The following is a 15,900-nucleotide window of genomic DNA, read 5'->3' on the forward strand; positions in this document are numbered from 1 at the left end:
GATTGCCAGACTACCGGGCCGCATCCAACTGATAACGGCCCGAGGGTTGAGATCTGCAGTATTCTGACAGTAGCCGACGATCATGGTTCTCCTCAGAATGCATAGGCGAAGAGCGTACCGACTGTATGGCTCTCCTCGCCGCCTTCATCTCCATAGCGATAGCCGATGGCGGCGGTGAAATTCTCGAACAGTTCCATCTCGGCCGTCACGGTGGCCAGATGGTCAGTCAGCATGGTCTGCACGTCGCGAACCGAATAGACGGCGGACACCGTCACCGGCCCGACCGGCGCGGCGATACCGAGCGTGCCGTAGGTGGCCGAATTGCGGGAGCCATCGAAATCATCGAACCAGGCGACCTCGGCCAGGAGTTCCAGCGGGAAGGATCCGGCCTCAACCGCATGGGTGGCGCCCAGCACCACACCGGTCTGATCCGCCGCATCGCCGCGACCGCGCGCCTGATGCTGAACCCCCAGATTGTACGCCGTCGCGCCGAATTCGCCCGCAAGCGAAAGCGCGAAAGACTCAAGACCGCTGGTGTTGGAGACACCGCCCGCCGGCAGGCTGCTCTGACCACGCTCGGTAAAGGCTGAATCACTCAGGAATGTCCGGTCGGCCTGAAAAACGGCCAGCGACAGTTCGTGCTCCCCACCAGCAGCAGCAAAGGGAATGATCACGGCGGCGCCCAGCTTTTCGGCGATCTCGTAATCCTCGGCGAAATCAACACCATAAATGCCGGGTGCTGCATCCCAGGCCACGCCGAAGGCCGGGTTGAACTTGCCCAGCACCACCTCGGTCCTCCCAAAATCATGGGCAAGGAATAATTCCTCGGCATATAGCCCGTGATCCTCCAGGAAACTGTCGCTTGTCGGGTCGATAACCTGCTCAAAAACCAGTGTCGCATTCACCGACGTGCGGTCACTGAAGGCGTAGGACAGCCCGCCCTCGATCGTGGCGAAGGTGTTGTCGATCTCAGCCGCCGGATCGGTTGAATCGTAGGTGAAGTCGCTTTGCAACTCCACCGAAATATCCGCTGAAAACGGGCCTCTGCTCGCTTCTTCGTCAGCCTGCACGGCTGTTGCCAGGCCAAGCGCCATCGCGCTGGCCATGAATTCCTTGATGTTCATGTCGTCTCTCGTTGTCTTGGTATAGCTGGCTGACATCAGAACGATCTGGCGCGCTTTCTTGTTGTGATAACCGCGCCCGTGATCCGGGCGCGGCGATATTGGTCATTATTGGAAAACAGCCCCCGGATCATCGAGGCTGTCGGACCCTTCGATGTTGACGGCGTTCAGGCCAAGGGCCGCAACCACGCGTTCAATCGAGCGCGTCTGGTCGATCAGCCCGTTGACACCCCCCATCACCAGCGCTTCACCGGCTTTGTTGCCCGCTGCAAGCATCTGGTCATAGGCAAACCCGGCCTCGGCCGCCGTTTTGATCCGCCCGAGCGCCATCATCGTCGCCGACAGCTTGCTCTGCATCTCGGCATCCAGATTAGCATCGGTCGCGGCCACCAGATCGGACAATGACGTGCCGGAAACCAGCGAGCCGTCAACGCGAATGTATTCACCCAGATAAACGTTTTGTATGCCAAGCCCGTCATAGTAATGGCTGTTATGGGTGTTGTCGGAAAAGCAATCATGCTCTTCTTCCGGATCGTTCAGCATCAGGCCAAGACGCATACGCTCGCCTGCTTGTTCGCCGTAAGACAGCGATCCCATGCCTGTCAGAATGGCGGTGATGCCCGCATTTTCGTCTGCGATAAGCTGGGTGCGGGCGGCGCCCCCTTCCTGCCATTGCGCTGTCATCCATTCAAGATCCGACACCAGCAAGTCTGCTGCCGCCGTCAGATAGGCCGCGCGGCGGTCGCAGTTACCGCCTGTGCAGGCATCATCCTGGGCGAAATCGGTCCAGGGGCGATTGCCGGCACCCGGGGCATGACCGTTCAGATCCTGGCCCCAGAGAAGAAATTCGATAGCGTGATAGCCGGTGGTGACATTCGCCTCGATCCCGTCTGCCTCGTGCAGCGTATCCGACAGAAGTGCGGGCGTAATCTGCGCCGCGTCAACGGCTTTGCCAGACAGCTCAAAACGTGGATTGGCCACGACATTCAGTGCCGCAAAGGCGTTTTCATCGGACGGGCCGCCATAGGCAGTGTCTACGTAATCGATCAGCCCTTCGTCCAGCGGCCAGGCATTCACCCTGCCCTCCCAGTCATCGACAATGGCGTTGCCGAACCGGTAGACCTCGGTTTGCTGATAAGGCACACGGGCCGCCAGCCACGCCGCGCGCGCAACCTGCAATGCCTCGGCAGAGGGCGACGCCACCAGCACCTCGACCGCGGCTTTCAGCGCCTGCGCCGTGATCAGGCTGTCCTGGTATTTCGCCGCGGCGATGTCGGCGTAGGTATTCAGGACGCGGGCCTTATCAACTTGTTGAGCGATCAGAGCGGTGGCGCCGCAGCCGATACTCAACGCCAGAACGCTGGTGGAAAACATGCGGGATATCATAAATTTGTGTTCCTTCGTTAATGCGACAGTGCCGGGTTTGGTTGGATTGCAGCGCGTTTGCCGGCCCGTATCGACAGGCGTTTCAACGCCATACCAAATTCTTCTGCCAACCCCGCCAGCGCGCCGGCCATATCGGGCCGAACCATGTTGGCCGCCAGCAGCAATGCATCTTCGCGCGCGCCCTCACTGGCGTAGCCGATCAGGTTGGCAAAACAGGATTCGTCAGCCCCCACGCATTCGCAGGTCACACTGTGCCGCATCAACGGGCGGCGACCGTATCGCGCGCAAAGCTCGCATAGCGCTTCGAACGATTTCAGTGCCTCCCGCCCACATGAGGGCCCCAACAACGTGGCGAAATCATTCCAGACCTGGCCTTGCGCCTCGGGACCGTCAGCCCAGAGCCGAAGATAAAGAACCGCGCCGGTTTCAATCGGTCCGAGTTCGGCCAGATGCCCGACGGGGGCGCCACCTCGATATGTTTGCTGCGTGCTCATTTGGTCAAGATCAGCTTGCCTGCGCGGGTGATCCGCAAGGTGTAGATCTGATCGTGGTGACAAATATGGGCAAGCTGTCCGTTTTTCGTCAGATCACTGGCGAAATAGGCAGGGGTGGTCGTATCGGTCGAAACGTCAACCTGACGCGGAGCCGCATCCACGCCTTTGAGTGTCGTGGGAAATGTCACAGACATGTCTCTCTCCGATTATGCTGTTCGATGGCATCCAGCAGCCACTCAAGCTGCATGAAAGACGAAACATCAGATTGGAAAATCCTACTGAAAATCTCTGAGCGTTCTTCGTTGGAAGTAGCGGTGTCCGCGACCTTTTGTTGACTGGTTTGCATCTGCCGCTCCGACGAATATCTGGCATGAAATTGGCTTGCCCGAACGCATTGGGTGGCTGATATCTTATATCTGAGTTATTTAGTCTGATATGTCAACTTGACTTTTTTAGTCAGCTTTAATATCAATTGAAATCCATGCGCCACGGCGCCGACGATATCCCGATTCCATAGCGGCGAGCGCCGCCAGAGCACTGATCGCAAAGGCAGGCAATCACCTGGCCCGATCCTTCGCGTTGGCACAACAACTGCCAACGGGTCGCCGCAATGGTTGCAAGCTATTGAAATGTCTGACAACAATCTTTCAGCAACTGCGGTACAGCAGGGCATGCAGGGCGTTTACCATATGGCGAAGATTGAACATGTGTATCAATATACGGGTCGCTCGGCTTTCGTCAGCGCAGCAGATAATCAGCAATTGTCATTGGTTTGCGAAACCACGCACGCGCAGCAGCCCGACCAGTTTCTGACCGCCTGCACCCGCGATCCGCAGGTCACGGCCCGCGCCCTGCGCGCCGTATCTGAAATTGTTGGCTCACGGTTCTACGTGCCGCCCGCCATGCTTGCGCGCATTCTGCGAGAAGCGGATCCGGTCGCCACGGTCAGTCCGGAAGCGGTTCGATTCGAGGGGTTCTCGGCCTGTTGCAGCGCCTACATCCGGCTGGACATCGGGGATGGCGCGCTGGAGGTTGCACATCGCCGCAACGGCACCACCAATGTCGATTTCGGCGCGGAGCTGCGGGCGGCACTTGCGAAGGTGACGCCGGACAGCCGGATGGAGATCACAATCGGGTCAAAGGCGGTCGGGATATCGCATGAGCGCGCGCGTGTGGTGGAGCGTAAAGTGCCGCTTCCGGTTCGGTGGCTGAAGGGATTTGGGAATGTGCAGGTCCATCTGGCGGGCATGCAGCCCGCGTTTGCCCTGCCACGAGTGGCTGCACAGAGATTTCTGCGTACCCTGCCCCGGTCAAAATCCGATCACGAGATCTGGGTGTCGGCCTCGTCAAATGCGGTCCGGACCACCTCACGCGCCATGCCGGGCAGCGTGCCGTTGCGCGGCGGGCACCGGCTGCGGGTCTTAGAACCGCTTGTCGCAAAAGCCCGGGAATTGCAGGTCTATCACAACGCGACCCTGGGCAGTTCGGCCTGGATCCTGGATTTTGAAACACAGCGGTTGGTTCTGGTGCTGAATGCCGAACCCTGGCGCGGGTTTTCCGGCGATGGCGCGCTTCTGTCTGATCTGGCGATGCCTGCGGCGGACATTGCGGCGGTGCGGGCGCATTTGAACTGGCAGGACAGGCTTGACCCATCGGCACTTTCGCAGGCGACCGGCAAGACGCCGGATGAGCTGCAACGCACCATGTCTCAACTTGCTGCTCTCGGGCTTGTTGGCTTCGATCTGGCGCAAGGGGCCTGGTTTCACCGGGTACTGCCCTTCGACATGGACCGCGTCATTGCGTTGAACCCGCGCCTGAAAGCTGCCCGGAAACTGGTCGACAATGGCGCGGTGACCCTGGGGGGCGGCAGTGCAGATGTTGAAAGCGAAAACGTCGTTCACCGTGTCCGGATGACCGACGACAGCTATAGCTGCACCTGTCCGTGGTACATGAAAAACAAGGCCGCTCGCGGCCCCTGCAAGCACGTCCTGGCTGTCGAAATGGCGATGGAACGGATCACATGACCGAACAGGAATTCCAGAAGCTTATCACTACGAATAGCGCAGGCGCAGTCATGAAGCAGTTGGCAAAAATGCCGGAAAAGGAACGCCGCGCCTATGCCAAGACGGCCCACAGATGCTTCAAGGCATATGGCAAAGCGCTGTGGGATAGCCAACTGGCGAGAAAACCCATCCCAGTGGAGCTTGCAATAGATGGCGAAGCGCTGAAAATCGCTGTGCTGGCGACGGGCATGCCGTCGAAATTAGCAAGGGAAGGATGGAGGGTCCTGCCATCGGATATTCCTCTTGGAGAGATATTCAAGGCATTGAAACCCAGCTGGATTGGCCGTTGGGCAGAGATGACGGTCGAGGCCAATCCGCGTTTGTTCGATACGGTTCGGGAGTTGCATCAGCAAGGGCTGTGTCAAATTCCGAAGTCCGACGGATATATACTGGGATATTATGCACATCAAAGGTTCACGTCCGATCTGGTTGATGAAAACTTCCTGAGAACAGATGTCTGGCGCTTCTTCGAAGTGGAAGGCGGCGGTGAATTCAGTCTTGCGTCGCATGATAAATATGCCAGCGGCGAAAATACCTGGTCTACGGTCCTGCTGAAGCTGTGTGCCGATGGATTGCTGGACAGGGATCGGCTTCTCGATGCCTCGCTGGATGCGCTCGAACGCGACTTCGGGCAGTTTCGGGCCAGCTGGTATTCACGATTTCATGCAGCCTTAGCACCAACGCCCGAAGAATATGCGGCCCGGACCGACCGCTACCTTCATTTGCTGGGTAGCGCGGTGCCACCCACGATGTCCTTTGCCCTGAAAGCGCTCCGGCACATCGACAAGCTGGGCGATCTTTCCCCTAAAGCGCTTCTGGCTGCGATCGAACCCGCGTTGCAGGCGCGTCAGAAATCCAGCGTTAAGGCAGCGCTGCAACTTTTGAAGAACTGCGCAAAAAAGCACCCCGACCATGCGGTTGAGATTGCCAAAACCGCTACCGCAGCGTTGATTTCAGAAGCCGGAGAAACACAGGAACAGGCGTTGGATCTGATTGAACATCTGAATCAGTCGCAAAATCCCGCCATTTGCGCATTGCTCGCGGAGTATGTCGATACGGCGGCCCCCGGCACACAAAAACGGCTCTCCAGCATGTTGGGCGTTCAGGCCACACCGCAAGATGCAAGTTTGGATTATCCGATCCCAGAACTGCAGGCGATCAATACTGTTGCGTCGGCAGAAGAGGCCGTTTCCGTGTTTCTGGAGCTACTGGAAGACGGCCGCGATCCGTTTCTGATGGAACGGGCCATGGCAGGTCTTGCGCGATATGGGGCGGCAGCGCATTCTCTGTTGTCGCCTGTCGGCAAGCGCGCGAAGCAGATCAGAAAGCGAATTGCTAACGACGGATACCGCACCGCACCCTACTTTTTGCGGCCAATCTCAGCCACCGCGTTGGCTTGGGTGAATGGTACGGATGTGAAGACCGAACTGCGCCCTTTCCTTGAGCCGCGATATCCCGGGCATCAGCCAATCCAAATCAGTGATCATAGTTTTGAGGGCCTGTTTCTCGCCCGGTCCGAAGAATTGCTGGGTTTCGCAAGGGCTGGACATTCGGTGCCGATGCTATCGATGCCGACCGATAACCGGGGGTATCTTGATGCCGCGCGGCTTATCGACCGGCTGAAAACGTATCGCGCGCTTTCGTTGCAACCCGGCGTTGCCGATTTCAAGCTGGCGCTGATGCGCCTGGCGCCGGAAGGCCGTGAAAAAGCGCTGGCCATATGGCAGCCGCAAACCGAGGCCGAGCGCGCACTGGCCTACGCTTTGGGTGCCGATTTTGCCCCTGAAGACGATAAGCAACTCTGGGTCGTGGCATGGTCGTCGCGGTTGCCCCTCAACTCCGATCCGCAAATTCACACGCTGGTCGGGAAAGAGATCGCCGGCGCCGGCACGCCGATTACGTTTGAATTCGATGCCATCGTGCATCGCAGCGATGAATATTTCTGGCCGGCACCTGTTGTAACGACCTCTCCCGAACCTTCGAAAGACCTGGAAGGCGCCATCGCTTTCGGGATTCCCTGGAAAAGCGAACAGACTTATATATCCGGCCCCCATCCCAGTTGGATGTCGAAACCCTGCGAATGGTGGGTATCGGTTCTGCGACCTGCGCATTCCGAGTTGGTTTTCGCAACGGGTATCCTCGAGCTCTATCTCGATCAGATACTGGCCGACCATCATTGTCTGACCTTTCTGGAGCCGTTTTTCCGCCCGGGATTGCAGCCGGGGGTCATGGCGCACGCACTGTTGGCTTGGTATCTTGCGGCAGCCGACGGCGCGGTTGGCGCCCGAACCCAAGATGCAATTGCCACGCTTGTCGCCCAGCAGAATTTCTCTCCGGCGCAGTTTGCCGACGCGGCGCAAAAACTCATATTCAAGGCCGGGTTGCCCCTGCGCGGGTGGACCAAGCGTGTCAGGGAAATTACCACATTCTCGCCGGATCACGCGAGTGCCATTCGCGACGCGCTGAGTGCCATATTAACCGCAACACCAACGGAGCCACCCCGCGACCTGGGCGGCATTCTGGAGCTTCTCTACGAGCTTCATGTGGCATCAGGCACCGCGGTGACCTGCCCCGATCTGCTAAGTGCGTTGAGCGGGGTTCGGGCTGGCGGGAAAATCGGCAAGTTCTCAAAGAAACTCGCAGCGCTCAAAGGGCAGTAGTGCCGAATTCCTGTTCTGATGTTCTTCAGCCAAGACGTCCGGACGCAGATTGCAGCAGATATCGCGCGCAGCCTCGCAGAGCAGCGAAATCATCGTCCACCAGCCGGATGGGAATCTCCCGCATGATTGGCGTGTAGGGGCCTTTGGCCGTGAAATGCTCAAGGAATCCAAGTGCGGCGAGATATGGTGCCACGGCGCGGGCGGTGCCGCCGATGAAATAAAGCCCACCCATGGGCAGATGCGCCAGCGCGATGTTGCCGGCTACAACCCCGAGGATCTCGGTAAAAAGCGCCAGGGCGTCAGTGGCATCGATATCACCGCGTCTGTGGCAGTCAATGATCTCGGCGGCGGGCAGTGTATCGCCCGAGAGATACCGAAAGATGCGCGACAGGCCGGGGCCGGACAGCGCGGCTTCGATTGGTTTGTGATAATGGGTCTGGGAAAGATGTCCGATCAGCGCCCCCGCATCACCCTCCATGTAAGGCAGGCTGGTATGACCGGTTTCGGAGGGCGGCACCCGCAACCCCTGCGCCGTTCGGTGCACCACCGCAATATTGCAGCCGGTGCCAAGGCCCATCACCAACCGGGTGGCACCTGCCGGGGCGACAGCACCTTTAAAAAGAGAGATCACGCTATCGGAGGGAAGATCGTCCAACGCATAGCCCTGCACCTGCAGGTCATTGAACAGATGCACGCTGCGGGCACCAGTGGCCTCTTTCAGCTCTTGCCCGTCGATGAACCAATCGACGTTGGTCAGTTGCGCATGCCCGTCACGCACCGGACCGGCCACACCGGCGCAAACCGCCGTTACCGGGCCGGGGAACTGCCCGATATAGGTCGCGACTATCGAGCTGAGGCCGGAATGGTCCGCGTTGCGAAAGCTCTGGACGCTGACAGGATCAAGACCCTGCGCACCGCCCAGCCCGACCCGCGTATTGGTGCCACCTACATCAGCCAGAAGAAACCTGTCAGCCATCGCGCCAGCGTTCCCGCAGGGATCGCGCGGCGGTCGCCAGCATCACGACATCGATCCCCACGGCCAGGAACTGCGCCCCCCAATCGCGGTAGGTAAGCGCGGTGTCGTGATCCACTGCCAGGATACCCGGCGCCTTGCCCGCCGCACGGATAGCTGAAAGAGCGTCTTCGATCGCGGCCTGAACCTCGGGACGGGAACTATCGCCCAGATGGCCCATATCAGCGGCCAGATCGGACGGTCCGATAAAGACGCCATCCACGCCATCGACGCGGGCAATCTCCTCCAGCGCTGCTATCCCGGACACGGTTTCGACCTGCACCAACAGGCACATCTGATCATTGGCGGTTGCGACATAATCTGGGATGTCAGAAAAGCGTGACGCCCGGGCCAATGCTGCGCCCGAGCCGCGGATACCCTCGGGCGGATAGCGCATGGCGCGCACCAGATCGCGGGCCTCGGCGGCGCTTTCCACCATCGGGATCAGCAAGGTCTGCGCGCCTACATCCAGCACCTGTTTGATAAGCCAGGCCTCGCCCATCGGCAGGCGCACGATTGGCATACTGGATTTGCCATCCATCACCTGAAGCTGCGCCATGATGCTGCGCAGGTCGTTCGGGGCGTGTTCCCCGTCGATGACCAGCCAATCGAACCCGGCCGTAGCGAGTATTTCGGTCGCATAGGGGTCGGCGAACCCGGTCCAACAGCCGTAGAGCATTTTACCCGAGGCGAGTGCAGACTTGAACGTGTTTTCAGGGGCGGGCATCGCGGATCCTCCTCGGTCTACCTGAGCATAAACCGGTACTGCAGAAAAAGGCAGGGGCGGATGATCCAGTTTGAGCGATCTGCACCAGGACGGTCATCAGGCGCCCGCATGGCCGGTTATTACGGCAGCGTGAATCGGGCCAGAATTCCGCGATGGTCCGAGCCCGCATTCGGACGCAGCCGCGCCCTTCCGGTGGAATGCTCCGGCACCAGAATATTGTCGATATGCAGCGGAAGCCAGCGGCTGCCCAGCGCATAAGTGTTGCGATAAGCGCCAAGATAGCGGGTGCCCGAAGCCTCTTTTATACGGTGCATACTTCCGCCCCAAGGAACCATGTTGAAATCACCACCGATCAGTTTCGGCCCTTCAAGGCCCGCGATCTTGTTGGCAATCATTTGGCTCTGATCGTATTGATCAAATGGAAAGGGCCATGGAAAATGGATCGACAGCGCCCAGGCGGATTTACCGTTCGGCAGTTGAACCTGGACCCCTGCCAAGCCGGTGCCTGGCAGACAAAATTCCGATCCCTCGACGACTGGCAGCGAGGTAAGTACAGCAACATCCTGCCCGGGCCTGAACTTGCAGATCACCGAAAAACCGTAATGTTCGTAAATGTTGACCATGTAATGCCGGTTGTGGCTGGAGACCTCTTGCAGCGTGACGATTTCAGCACCCGAGGCGATGATGTCATCGGCCAGCTGATGACGCGGCCAAGCCTGGCTGAGCAGGTTCTTCTGATAAATGGTAAGGCAATCGTCGATGCAGCGCTTGCCTACGTTGGCGAAAAAGCCCGGCGCGACCGAACCGATTGCCAGGGTCGCCGCTGCCAGAGACGCGAATGCGAAACGCCGCGCTTTCATCACCCAAAGCAGGGCGGCCCAGGGGATCAGGAAGGCCCCTACCTGTGGACGTATCACCGCCGCTGAATCGCCCAGCGCCAGGTAACGACCGCTGAACCCGAGCAGCACCCACGCGATCAGGAGGATCGCGACACCCACGGCCAAACGGCGCAGCACCGATTTAAGTACCGTTTTGTAAGAGGTCACGGGAGATTCGGGTATTCTGGCGTCTGTCAATCTTTGTATTCCCGTGTGCCCATCGCCTCAGTTACCGGTTATATTGTTATTCAGGATGGATCACGCAAGCCTGATCAAACTGATCTGGTGCCGCTTTCCTGCAAGTTACCCGGGGAATTCGTGGACCGACGCCAAAGCCTGTTGCTTCATAAAATGAAAACTAACTACTACGAAGCCGGTCCGGAAACGACTATGCAGATTTTTTGATCGGATCGCAATGTTTATGCCAGTTTTCGTATCTGAAATTTCTACATAAAAGGTGAATAGCGTCCAATCGTTCCTGCACCGGAACCCCTTAATGGGCCTCCGGGCAGAGTTGCGGGCCGAAGCCGGCGGTCGCAGATTCGGGTTCATCCTTGCATCAGATGGTTGGTCAGCTCGACCCGGCTTCGCACAACATGCGCGCAAGGTATTGCTGAAAATACCACACCGTTCGCTCCTTCGGTGACAGCCTGCCCGGCGCAGCGGCCAGAGCGGAAGCATTTTGAGCGATCGAGCCGATGATCGGTTTATCCTCGTCATTGATCACGTCGAACCCGGCCTTCAGTTCTTCAGCATAGGCGGCGCGTGCCTCGGGGTCTTCAGGCACGGAGCCGGGATAGACATCCGCACCCCAATGCACCTTGACCTTATCCGTGCCATAGGGCTGCAGGGACAGCCAGAAGGTCCGTTCCGCCACGACCGAGACGACATGACAGGGAAAGACACCAAAAAGGACGGCCTTGTTTTTCTCGTCCTCGGTCAGTTGCGGATTGTCCACCTGCATATCCGAGCTGCGTTCGTAAGACACACCTTCGACGCGGCCTTGTTCATACAGACTGTAGCCTTCACCGCCATGCATCGCATTCGCCAGCCTTGTCGGCATGGCCGGTTCGATCGTCTTGGCGTGGGCAACAAAGAGGTGATAGCCCTCGGTAAAATTCTGCACCAGGATCTTCCAGTTCGTGTCCCAGACCTCCTCGGCGCGAAAAAGTGTGGTATATTCCGGCAATCGGTAGTTTTTCAGCCGTTCGGTCAGGGGCTCCAGCCGGGGCGCCAACGGGGTCGCATCCGGATCGAGCGAGACATAGACCCAGCCACTCCAGACCTCGACCTGAAACTGCGGCAGACACACCCCTTTCTTGTCGAAATTGTCGCGCATATGCGCGGCGCCGATCAGTTGACCGTCAAGATTATAAGTCCAGGCGTGATAGGGGCAGGTGATCCGCCCTTTCAGGTTGCCTGAACCGTGCAGCAAGGTGGACATGCGGTGGCGACACACGTTCGACATCGCCCTGAGCACCCCGTCGCGATCACGCAGGATGATTACCGGATCGCGCCCGATCCGCATGGTGCGATAATCCCCCGGATTGGTGAAATCGTCGATCCGCCCGACACAGCACCATTCGTGGTTGAAGATCTCGTCGAGTTCCAGTTCAAGAAATTCAGGCGAGGTATAGACCTGCGGCGGCGTGGCTTCGGCCAGCTCGTCCGGCAATTCGGCATTACGCTTCACGGCGCCGAGCAGCTCTTCAATCGACATATGGGGTTTCATGGCGACGGTCTCCTCTGTGCTCTGGCATCCCGGCGCCTATCTGACGGCGATCCCGTATTGCGTTGCGGTTTCGACAAGAAGTTCCCACAGCGACACGGCAAAGCTGCGGGGAACGAGCAGCGAATACCCTGCTTCCTCACGCCACAGGGTGATACCGACGTGATGGAAGGCGGTCGAGGCGACAGATCCCGGTGGGAACGCCCCGTCGCGCAGATCGAGGGGGAGGAAATGATTCAGCAAGGTCTCGGATTTGTCACCACTGACCCTGATCCATGTTCGGGAATGCGACAGGTCCAGCGCAGCACCCTGCGTATCCGCGATCTTCGGCGGTGCGACGTCCGGATCAGGCGAGATCAACCACCATTTCAAAGGCTCGACCCGCAGCAAAGCGCCCGCGCTGCCGATCATCGCATGACCAGGATCAGGGGCGCTGGCACACCCGATCTGTTTCGCGGCAACCGCACCCGCCTTTGCCATCGTGTCGGGCCAGGCAGCGATCTGGTGCAGCGAGAACGGAAAGACGTCTTCAAGCATGATGGTCGCCCCGACAGGTGCGTCGGGGGTTTTCATGCCGTTGAGTGCTGACAGGGACTTATCCATACATCCGCTCTCCTTTGGGGTCGTACATGTGGGGCGAGACAATTTCGACCTCGACATCGCCCTTGCGCACCGGGTCCGTAGCGATCACTGGCTTGCCGGCCCATGCTGCATGCCCGCCCACAATGTAGCCAAGGCCAATCCAGTGCCCCAGGGCCGGGGAATGGGTGACGGCGGTGACCCACCCCTCGCCATGCCCGGTGTCTTCACCCGGCACGGACAAAAGCGCGCCGCCATTGAACGCCTGGGAACGATCCTTGGGAAAGATGCCAACCAGCTGCGGGCGATCAGCGCGCGTCAGCTCGGGTCTTTGGCGCAGGACATTTCCGATAAACGGTTTCTTGCTCGATGCCATCTTGCCCAGTCCTGCATCATCCAGCGTCATGCGACCATCCAGTTCTGCCCCGGTAACATGTCCTTTTTCGATCCTGAGCGCCCCAAGCGCCTCAAGCCCATAAAGACAGCCGCCAACCGGTTCTGCGGCACCCCAAAGCAGATCCATCATCGCCACACCATATCCGGCAGGCACGTAGACCTCGTAGGCCAGTTCACCGGAAAAGCTGATCCGCGCGATCAGGCAGGGGATATCCCCTTTTAGCCGGGCAGACGCTACGCCCATGAAAGGCAAGGCCTCGTCCGAAATGATCGCCGCGCCCTCAAGGCAGTCCGCGATCACGGCGCGCGATTGCGGCCCGGCAACGGCGGCTCCGCCCCATTGGTCGGACACCGAGGTGACATGCACCCGCAGATCAGGCCACCGCGTCTGCAATAGTTCTTCCAGCCAGACCATGACCTTGCCCGCGTTGGTGGTGGTTGTGGTCATCAGGAAGTCATTATCCGCCAGACGCCAGGTGGTGCCGTCATCCATCACCATCCCGTCATCGCGTAGCATGATACCGTAGCGCGCCTTGCCGATCGCCAGCTTGCCGAACCCGTTGACATAGATGCGGTTCAGAAACTCGCCCGCATCTGGCCCTTGTACCGCGATCTTGCCCAGTGAACTGACATCGCAGATGCCGACGGTTTCGCGCACTGTAGTCGCCTCGCGGATATAGGCCTCGGTGATTGTCTCGCCCGAACGGGCGAAGTACCACGGGCGATGCCAGAGGCCCGCATCGGTCATGATCGCGCCCTCTTTAAGTTTCCAGTCATGCAAGGGCGTTCGGCGTAGCGGTTTAAAGTGCCCCTGTACGTTGCGCCCCGCCAGCGCGCCGATGGCGACCGGCGTGTAGGGCGGGCGGAACCTTGTTGTGCCCACTTCAGGAATATCCTTGCCCAGCGCCTCGGCCATCAGTGCCAGCCCGATTATGTTGCCCATCTTGCCCTGATCGGTCGCCATGCCCAGCGTCGTATAGCGCTTCATATGCTCGACCGACACGAAGCCTTCCTGATGTGCCAATCGCACATCGACACTCGTTACGTCGTGCTGTGGATCGACAAAAGCCTTGGGTTTCGTGTCCGGCAGCCGCACCTCGTAAAGTGGCTTGATCGGTGCTTGCCAGCCGCCCGGTTCAGGCAGGGTTGCTGACTCTCCAAAAGCGGTTTTGGTCACGGCGATGCCCGAGGCTTCGCAAGCATCCACGTTCCAAATCCCGGCGGCGGACCCGGCGGCAAAGACCGCCTCATCAGTTGGCCCGGGCAGGAAACAGGCATTTTCTGCATTCCAGACGGGTTTTGCGCCGCGATGCGACAGCAGGTTCACCACCGGCGACCACCCACCGGACACCAGAAGAAGATCACAGGATTCGGTTTCTGCTCTCCGCCAGGCGCCATCCCTATGCTGCGCCAGTTTCACACCGCTCACCGACGCGCCACCAAGCACCTGCAACGGCGCGACACCGCTGCGTACGCTTATGCGGTCACGCCTTGCAACATCGCTGCGCGCATCTGCCAGCACGACCTGCGCGCCCGCCATTGCCAGTTCATCAGACGTCACATGCGCACTGTCATTATTGGTGGCCACGACGATCCGTTCTCCCGGCAGGATACCGTATCGGTTCAGATAGGTGCGCGCGGCACTGACTGTCATCACGCCGGGACGGTCGTTATTTCCAAACGCCACGGATCGTTCCAACGCCCCGGTCGCCAGTATCGTAGCCCCGGCGCGCACGGTCCAGAACCGTTGGCGGGGTTGATGCGCTGCCGGGGCCGGCAGATGGTCGCTGACCCGCTCCAACAGACCCGCAGTGCCGTTATCGTAAAGCCCGAAGGCGGTGGTGCGTGTCATGATCTGCACACCCGCCTTTTCGGCAGCTGCGATCAGCGACAGCCGCCTTGTCTCGGCCTCGGGGCCGGGCTGGTTCAGGAAATCCCCACCCAATTCGAAATCCTGTTCGACCAGCAGAACGTCCCTGCCCGCCTCTGCCGCCGTGACCGCTGCATTCAGGCCTGCCGGACCGGCCCCGACAACCAGCACATCACAAAACCCGTGGGCATGATCATAGCAATCCGGATCGGCCTCGCGCGAGGCAGCACCCATCCCGGCAGCCTTGCGGATCAGCTTTTCGTACTGCATCCACAAGCCAGTGCCGCGCCCCCATTCAAAAGGCGGCAGCCCCATGAAGGTCTTGTAGTAGAACCCGGCCGAGAAGAACCGGCTAAAAAGCCCCGATACAGCACCGATATCCCGGCGCACATTGGGCCAGGCATTCTGCCCGCGCGCTTCCAGCCCGTCGTAAAGCTCCTGCATGGTGGCCTTGATGTTGGGATCGGTCCGGTTTCCACGGCCAATAGTGACGATCGCACCGGATTCCTCGACCCCCGCAGACATGATACCGCGCGGCCGGTGATATTTGAAACTGCGGCCCAGCACTCGCTGATTGTTGGCCATCAGGGCCGAGGCCAGCGTATCACCCCGGAACCCGCTAAGCGACTTGTCGTCCCAGGTGAATGAGATCGGCGTTGTGCGATCGATCCGCCCGCCGCTTTCCAGACGCCGCGCGCTCATTGCTCTGCACCAAGTGCTGCGGCCATGCCGGGATGTGCTGACCTGACCGAATGGATTTCATGGGTCATCGTATCGCGTTCGACCAGCAGCCACATGCGGCAGCCATTCACATGCTGCCAAGTTTCGATCTGCACGCCGCAAATATTCTCACGCAGGAAAACGGCATCGTGCCATTCCTGCATTGGGGCATCGAGCGCGGGATAGGTGATCGAGCCGTCGCCGCCATAGCTGAATTCGCTATGATCACGGGGGCCGCAAAACGGACAGGAAATTCTGATCATCT

Annotated in this window: 13 protein-coding genes; 2 read left to right on the forward strand and 11 right to left on the reverse strand. The window is 59.5% G+C overall.

What is annotated here, in order from left to right:
- Positions 1–92: 92 nt before the first annotated feature.
- From LC334_RS15190 to hemP, 4 genes are all read right to left on the reverse strand, one after another.
- Positions 93–1,160 (reverse strand): hypothetical protein, encoded by a 1,068-nt coding sequence (locus LC334_RS15190; RefSeq protein WP_223413022.1) that lies wholly within the window; start codon positions 1,158–1,160, stop codon positions 93–95.
- 69 nt (positions 1,161–1,229) lie between these two features.
- Positions 1,230–2,495 (reverse strand): imelysin family protein, encoded by a 1,266-nt coding sequence (locus tag LC334_RS15195; protein ID WP_139836446.1) that lies wholly within the window; start codon positions 2,493–2,495, stop codon positions 1,230–1,232.
- A gap of 29 nt (positions 2,496–2,524) precedes the next feature.
- Positions 2,525–3,001 (reverse strand): hypothetical protein, encoded by a 477-nt coding sequence (locus tag LC334_RS15200; RefSeq protein ID WP_085801289.1) that lies wholly within the window; start codon positions 2,999–3,001, stop codon positions 2,525–2,527.
- Positions 2,998–3,195 carry a hemin uptake protein HemP gene (gene hemP, locus LC334_RS15205; protein WP_085801290.1) on the reverse strand — a complete coding sequence of 66 codons (198 nt, stop codon included), beginning with the start codon at positions 3,193–3,195 and terminating at the stop codon, positions 2,998–3,000. The genes LC334_RS15200 and hemP overlap by 4 nt, the downstream gene beginning before the upstream one ends.
- A gap of 435 nt (positions 3,196–3,630) precedes the next feature.
- On the opposite strand from hemP, the gene LC334_RS15210 reads away from it, so the two are divergent.
- Complete coding sequence (locus LC334_RS15210) at positions 3,631–5,025, forward strand: SWIM zinc finger family protein (RefSeq protein WP_085801291.1); 1,395 nt, start codon at positions 3,631–3,633, stop codon at positions 5,023–5,025.
- Positions 5,022–7,724: a DUF6493 family protein gene (locus tag LC334_RS15215; protein WP_085801292.1), complete on the forward strand. Its 2,703-nt coding sequence runs from the start codon at positions 5,022–5,024 to the stop codon at positions 7,722–7,724. The genes LC334_RS15210 and LC334_RS15215 overlap by 4 nt, the downstream gene beginning before the upstream one ends.
- A gap of 25 nt (positions 7,725–7,749) precedes the next feature.
- Here the strand turns inward: LC334_RS15215 and LC334_RS15220 are convergent, their stop codons facing one another.
- The 7 genes from LC334_RS15220 to LC334_RS15250 all read right to left on the reverse strand — a co-directional run bounded on the left by LC334_RS15220 (position 7,750) and on the right by LC334_RS15250 (position 15,898).
- Positions 7,750–8,700 carry a glucokinase gene (locus LC334_RS15220; RefSeq protein ID WP_085801293.1) on the reverse strand — a complete coding sequence of 317 codons (951 nt, stop codon included), beginning with the start codon at positions 8,698–8,700 and terminating at the stop codon, positions 7,750–7,752.
- On the reverse strand, positions 8,693–9,463 hold the full coding sequence (locus LC334_RS15225; RefSeq protein WP_085801294.1) for an aldolase/citrate lyase family protein: 771 nt from the start codon (positions 9,461–9,463) through the stop codon (positions 8,693–8,695). The genes LC334_RS15220 and LC334_RS15225 overlap by 8 nt, the downstream gene beginning before the upstream one ends.
- Before the next feature lie 119 nt (positions 9,464–9,582).
- Positions 9,583–10,509 carry an endonuclease/exonuclease/phosphatase family protein gene (locus LC334_RS15230; protein ID WP_085801295.1) on the reverse strand — a complete coding sequence of 309 codons (927 nt, stop codon included), beginning with the start codon at positions 10,507–10,509 and terminating at the stop codon, positions 9,583–9,585.
- A gap of 403 nt (positions 10,510–10,912) precedes the next feature.
- Positions 10,913–12,073, reverse strand: a complete 1,161-nt coding sequence (locus LC334_RS15235; protein ID WP_085801296.1) for an aromatic ring-hydroxylating oxygenase subunit alpha — start codon at positions 12,071–12,073, stop codon at positions 10,913–10,915.
- A gap of 36 nt (positions 12,074–12,109) precedes the next feature.
- Entirely contained in the window at positions 12,110–12,673 is a 564-nt protein-coding gene (locus LC334_RS15240; RefSeq protein WP_085801297.1) for a sarcosine oxidase subunit gamma, read from the reverse strand.
- On the reverse strand, positions 12,666–15,617 hold the full coding sequence (locus tag LC334_RS15245) for a sarcosine oxidase subunit alpha family protein (RefSeq protein WP_085801298.1): 2,952 nt from the start codon (positions 15,615–15,617) through the stop codon (positions 12,666–12,668). Before LC334_RS15245 ends, LC334_RS15240 begins: the two co-directional genes overlap by 8 nt.
- Positions 15,614–15,898: a sarcosine oxidase subunit delta gene (locus tag LC334_RS15250; protein WP_085801299.1), complete on the reverse strand. Its 285-nt coding sequence runs from the start codon at positions 15,896–15,898 to the stop codon at positions 15,614–15,616. Before LC334_RS15250 ends, LC334_RS15245 begins: the two co-directional genes overlap by 4 nt.
- Between the last annotated feature and the right edge of the window lie 2 nt (positions 15,899–15,900).

The organism is Roseovarius aestuarii, from assembly GCF_019966515.1.
GTDB classification, from domain to species: domain Bacteria; phylum Pseudomonadota; class Alphaproteobacteria; order Rhodobacterales; family Rhodobacteraceae; genus Roseovarius; species Roseovarius aestuarii.